Here is a 4,954-nt window from a genome sequence, read left to right on the forward strand (position 1 = left end):
CCGGCGGCAGCGTCCACCAGTTTGTCGAAGCGACCGTAGGAGCCAGCCAGTACGCTGGCGTTGACCCGTGTGCCGAGTTCGCCGAAGTGCTCCGGCTCGCGGTCGAACAGGATGGTCCCGGCCGAAGAACCCGGTCCCCACAGCACGGTTTGCGGGCCTTTGATCACGGTGAGCTTGTCGTAGGTTTCCGGCGAAATGTAGGAAGTTGGAGCGTCCATCCGGCCAGGGCAGGCGCCGAGCATCATGCCGCCGTTGGTGAGAATGTTCAGCCGCGAGCCGAACATGCCGCGCAGCACCGGATCACCATTGGTGCCGCCATTGCGCACCATGGCGAAGCCGGGGATGGTTTTCAGGTAATCGGCACCGTCGCTGGCCGGCACCGGTTGGCGCGGGTCCTTGGGGTTGGTGACGATGGTCAAAGGTGAACTGGGGGCAACGGCGGTAATCACTGTCGGGCTCAGTTCTTCACTGTGACCGGCATGCTCATCGGCAAGCGCAGAAGGCGCCAGCAAGGCACCGCACAGGATCGCGGTGGCGTGCCTGAAACGAACGGCGGATTCGTTCAGGGCATAAGAGGTTTGGGCAGGACTCAAGCACGGGACAGCAGAAAACCTGGACATGACAATTTCCATCGAACAGTCGTAAACGACACGGCCGGCAGCCTGCACAATCCCTGTGGGAATGAGCGTGGCTGTCTTGCGGACCGTGTGAAATCAGAAGTGAGTGATTACGCGACGACGGGCGGGGCGCGGGGGCGGGCGCCGGGGAAGAAGGTTTGCCGGGCATGGCCCAGACGTGGGGAGGGGGGGGTGAAGGTGTTGACGGGCGGGATGACGAAGTTGGCGAAAGACACGCCACCGGTCAGCGCCGGGCAATTGAACAGCAGGCTGCAATAGCCGCACTTTTCCCACAGCACATGGTGCCCCGGGGCAGGCGGGCAATGCTCGGCGGTGGCTTGCGTGGCATGGTCGGCATGCTCCATCGCCGACATGTCCATGCTCATACCTACAGGCATGGTCATCGACATGGCGCGCGAATCCATCGGCATCGACTGAGAGATCAGCGGGCCGATAAAGATCATCAGCATGGCGAACAGGCTGATCCAGCTGCCGCGTGTCAGGCTCAATGCCTGATCGCGTGACCTGGATGACCTGGCGCTAAGCGGGCGCATGGGCGTTTTCAGTTCAGGTGATTACGGCTTGTGCACGTGCGCTTGCATGGCGTCCGGCGCCTGCTTCTGCACCGCAACTTCGACCGTCACGTCACCGGACTTCTCGAAGTGCAACGTCATGGGGAAACGCTTGCCGTCAACCAGCAGGCTGCGGTCCTTGAGGTCCAGCAACATCACGTGATAGGCCATCGGCGCGAAAGTAACCTCGCCTCCGGCGGGCACTTCCACGCTCGGTACGTGCTGCATTTTCATCATGTCGCCTTGCATCACGTGCTCATGCAATTGCGCTTCGCCGGCAATGGGGGTGTCGACGCTGAGCAGGCGGTCGGCGGTCTTGCCTTCGTTGTTGATCACGAAATACGCCGCAACGGTCGGCGCATTGGGTGGCAACTCCTGGGACCACGGATGCGCGATTTCCAGTTCGCCGACTTTGTATTCGTGGGCATTGGCAAAGCAGGCAGGCAGCAGCAACGCGGCCAGAACGATGAGTTTGTTCAACATGACAGTTCTCCGGAACGATTTAAAACGCAGTCAATTGCGAGAAAAAATCACACCAGAGGGGACGCGCGGGGGTTGAGGCTCGGCCATTGCTGGCGCGGTGACGGGCTTTCGAGGGAGGTGGCAGGCACGCTTCGGTTGGACTCGAAGCGGGCGAAATACAGCTGTGGCGAATGCCCCGGCAACGCCACCAATGGCGCAGAACCGGAGCAGCACCAGCAATGCTGCATGTTGGAATGATCGTCGCTTTGCGGGGCTTTCTGTTCAAGGTCCCCGATGGAAATCGCCACCATCCTGGTGCCGCTGGAACTGCAGAAACTGCCCCACAACAACTGTTCGGCAGGTGACTTCGTCGTTTGCGCCATCGCTCCGGACATCGGCATGGCGAGCATGTTGAACAGCACTGCGAAGCAGGCTATCCAGGCAATTGCGAGCCGTTGTCGGGACATGGGACAAATCCGTTTGGGTAGGTGATCAGGCGCGGGCTATTTAGCCTGATCAGGGCCGATAAGTAAAAAGGCGGCGTGCGGTTTGGTGTCGCAGCGTAATCAGACAGCGATGGCATGCAAGCGCAGACCCAAGGCTTTCATAACTTTCATGATAGTCGCGAATTCCGGATTGCCACTACTGCTCAGCGCTTTGTAAAGACTCTCGCGCCCCAGACCGGCATCACGGGCGATTTGTGTCATGCCCTTTGCTCGGGCGATATCGTTGAGCGCTGCACGTATCAGCACGCCGTCTCCGGCATCTTCTTCAAAGCAGGCATCCAGATAAGCCGCCATTTCCTCCGGAGTTTTGAGAAACTCGACGGCATCAAAACGGGTAAATTGTTCGGCCATGATTTACTCCTCATTACCGATATTGTGTGCCATTTGAATAGCACGTTTGATATCTCGTTTTTGAGTCGACTTGTCACCCCCGATCAACAGCAAGTAAATCACCTCATCTCTGCGAGTGAAGTACATCCTGTAGCCCGGGCCGTAGTGAACGCRCATCTCATAAACCGCAGCACCTACAGGTTCACAATCACCAAAATTTCCATACTCGGCTGCCCGGAGTCTGGCAATTATTCGAGCTTTGCCGATGGTGTCCCTCAGCGAGTTGAGCCAGTCAGCAAATACTTGGGATCGCTCAAATTCGATCATGTTGAATCGTATTCCTTGGGATACAGAGTGGCAAGCGGCACTTTCTTTTGGGCGAGACCATTCATCCCTGTGGATGTTGGGTGCGCTTGATTGGTTCAGGGGGAGGCGAACTATAGGATTGAGGCCGTAGAGTCGATAGCCAGTTTCGTCTGAGAATACTGCCAGCGGAATCGCAAGGTTCAGCAGGTCTAAGGAATAGTCCTACACTGGTAGGGCATCCAGCATATCTGCCACCGAGCCAAATTCCCGTTCCACACTTGGCAATTCGGGGCGCTTCAAGACAATCACCGGCACCCCACACTCACGTGCGACTTCCAGCTTCGGCTCGGTGGCCGTGCTGCCGCTGTTCTTGCTGATCAGCACGTCGATGTTTCGCCGTTCGAACAACTCACGTTCATCGTCGATCAGGAATGGCCCACGTGCGCCGATCACTTCACAGCGCTYGTTGCCCGGATACAGGTCCAGTGCGCGCAGGGTCCAGAATTGCTCCGCAGGAATTTCATCCAGGTGTTGCAGAGGTTCGCGACCGAGGGTGAACAGCGGTCGGCGGAAGGGCTTCAGGGCTTCGATCAGTTCGGCCCAATCGCTGACTTCCCGCCAGTCATCCCCCGCCTGGGCTTCCCAGGCCGGACGCCGTAGCGCCCAGCAGGGAATGCCGCTCAAGCGCGCGGCGGTCGCGGCGTTCTGGCTGATYTGGGCSGCGTAGGGGTGAGTGGCRTCGAGCAGCAGMTCGATGCCTTCATCGCYAATGAATTGCGCCAGRCCCTCGGCACCGCCRWAGCCRCCGACRCGAACCTGGCATTGCAGRTCCGTCGGCACCCGACCGACACCGGCCAGGCTGTAGATRTGCWGCGGTCCCAGCGTGCGGGCAATGGYCATGGCTTCAGTCACGCCGCCGAGCAACAGGATGCGCTTCATTGAAAGGCCCCTGCATGGCCAACAATCCCGCCCTGGCGATCGATGGCAAAGACTTCCACCTGAACCTGCGCCGGCACCACGCTGCGGGCAAAGTCCAAGGCGTGCCGGCAGACTGCATCACCCAGGGCGACCCCGGCTGCGGCGGCCATGGCCAGTGCCTGCTGGCTGGTGTTGGCTTCGCGGATGCTCTGCTGCAACGCCGCATCGGCGCCGACCTGTGCCGCCCATAGCGCCAGTTGCGGCAGGTCGATGCTCGAATGGCGACTGTGCAAATCCATGTGCCCGGCCGCCAGCTTGCTGATCTTGCCGAATCCACCGCACAGGCTGAGTTTTTCCACCGGTACTTTGCGCAGGTGCTTGAGCACGGCGCCAACGAAGTCGCCCATTTCGATCAGGGCGATTTCCGGCAGGTTGTAGACCCGGCGCATGGTGTCTTCGCTGGCGTTGCCGGTGCAGGCGGCGATGTGCAGGTAACCGTTGGTTTTCGCCACGTCGATGCCCTGGTGGATCGAGGCGATGTAGGCCGCACAGGAAAACGGTCGGACGATGCCGCTGGTTCCGAGTATCGACAAGCCGCCAAGAATGCCCAGGCGCGGGTTCATGGTTTTCAATGCCAGCGCCTCGCCGTTCTCGACATTGACCGTGACCTCGAAGCCGCCGCTGTAGCCGAGTTCGTCGGCCAGCCGGGCCAGGTGTTCGCTGATCATTTTGCGCGGCACCGGGTTGATCGCGGGCTCGCCGACACCCAGCACCAGCCCGGGTCGGGTCACTGTGCCGACGCCGCGACCGGCCTTGAAGCGAGTCCCGGGTTCGCTATTCAGGCGCACCTGGGAGTAGAGCAGGGCACCATGGGTCACGTCCGGATCATCACCGGCGTCTTTGAGGGTTCCCGCTTCGGCGCCGTCCTCGGTGAGGCGGCAGAACTCCAGGCGCATCTGCACCTGTTTGCCCTTGGGCAACACGATTTCCACCGCATCGGCCGATGTGCCATCCAGCAGCAGACGCGCGGCGGCGAGGCTGGTGGCCGTGGCGCAACTGCCGGTGGTCAGGCCGCTGCGCAGTGGTGCGGGTTGTTCGGCGGTTTCGTCACGCATCGAAGGGTTTCGTCACGTCCAGCAAAGTAATCGGCAAGGCCTGGCGCCAGGTGTCAAAGTCGCCCAGCGGTTGTGCTTGTGCGATATGAATGCGTGTCAGCTCCCCACCGTGTTGCTCGCGCCAGGCC

At 60.6% G+C, this 4,954-nt stretch carries 8 protein-coding genes and 1 pseudogene; all 9 read right to left on the reverse strand.

Annotated features, from left to right (window positions below; all coding sequences use genetic code 11):
- A partial coding sequence (locus ACXRVY_RS16945; RefSeq protein WP_458237813.1) for a TonB-dependent receptor plug domain-containing protein occupies positions 1-620 on the reverse strand: 620 nt, incomplete at its 3' end.
- Between the two features lie 107 nt (positions 621-727).
- Positions 728-1,171, reverse strand: coding sequence for a DUF2946 domain-containing protein (locus ACXRVY_RS16950; protein ID WP_457266116.1), 444 nt, complete (start codon positions 1,169-1,171; stop codon positions 728-730).
- A gap of 21 nt (positions 1,172-1,192) precedes the next feature.
- On the reverse strand, positions 1,193-1,672 hold the full coding sequence (locus ACXRVY_RS16955) for a copper chaperone PCu(A)C (RefSeq protein ID WP_223462753.1): 480 nt from the start codon (positions 1,670-1,672) through the stop codon (positions 1,193-1,195).
- 47 nt (positions 1,673-1,719) lie between these two features.
- The gene (locus tag ACXRVY_RS16960) at positions 1,720-2,118 is read right to left on the reverse strand and encodes a DUF2946 domain-containing protein (RefSeq protein WP_223462754.1); all 399 of its coding nucleotides are present in this window, start codon (positions 2,116-2,118) and stop codon (positions 1,720-1,722) included.
- A gap of 99 nt (positions 2,119-2,217) precedes the next feature.
- Positions 2,218-2,508: an addiction module antidote protein gene (locus tag ACXRVY_RS16965; protein ID WP_007994260.1), complete on the reverse strand. Its 291-nt coding sequence runs from the start codon at positions 2,506-2,508 to the stop codon at positions 2,218-2,220.
- Positions 2,509-2,511: 3 nt separating this feature from the next.
- Complete coding sequence (locus ACXRVY_RS16970; protein ID WP_458237814.1) at positions 2,512-2,814, reverse strand: type II toxin-antitoxin system RelE/ParE family toxin; 303 nt, start codon at positions 2,812-2,814, stop codon at positions 2,512-2,514.
- Between the two features lie 201 nt (positions 2,815-3,015).
- Complete coding sequence (locus tag ACXRVY_RS16975; protein WP_458237815.1) at positions 3,016-3,732, reverse strand: cobalt-precorrin-6A reductase; 717 nt, start codon at positions 3,730-3,732, stop codon at positions 3,016-3,018.
- Positions 3,729-4,826 carry a cobalt-precorrin-5B (C(1))-methyltransferase gene (locus ACXRVY_RS16980; RefSeq protein ID WP_223462757.1) on the reverse strand — a complete coding sequence of 366 codons (1,098 nt, stop codon included), beginning with the start codon at positions 4,824-4,826 and terminating at the stop codon, positions 3,729-3,731. Before ACXRVY_RS16980 ends, ACXRVY_RS16975 begins: the two co-directional genes overlap by 4 nt.
- Positions 4,819-4,954 (reverse strand): annotated as a pseudogene (locus tag ACXRVY_RS16985) (cobalamin biosynthesis bifunctional protein CbiET); the annotation flags it as partial. The gene ACXRVY_RS16980 and the pseudogene ACXRVY_RS16985, both read right to left, overlap by 8 nt.

This window comes from Pseudomonas sp. P5_A2_2 (assembly GCF_054177685.1).

Excerpts from the sequence above, each read along its gene's own strand:
- ACXRVY_RS16950 (WP_457266116.1), bottom strand. The coding sequence starts at position 1,171 with ATGCGCCCGCTTAGCGCCAGGTCATCCAGGTCACGCGATCAGGCATTG.
- ACXRVY_RS16955 (WP_223462753.1), bottom strand. The coding sequence starts at position 1,672 with ATGTTGAACAAACTCATCGTTCTGGCCGCGTTGCTGCTGCCTGCCTGC.
- ACXRVY_RS16960 (WP_223462754.1), bottom strand. The coding sequence starts at position 2,118 with ATGTCCCGACAACGGCTCGCAATTGCCTGGATAGCCTGCTTCGCAGTG.
- ACXRVY_RS16965 (WP_007994260.1), bottom strand. The coding sequence starts at position 2,508 with ATGGCCGAACAATTTACCCGTTTTGATGCCGTCGAGTTTCTCAAAACT.
- ACXRVY_RS16980 (WP_223462757.1), bottom strand. The coding sequence starts at position 4,826 with ATGCGTGACGAAACCGCCGAACAACCCGCACCACTGCGCAGCGGCCTG.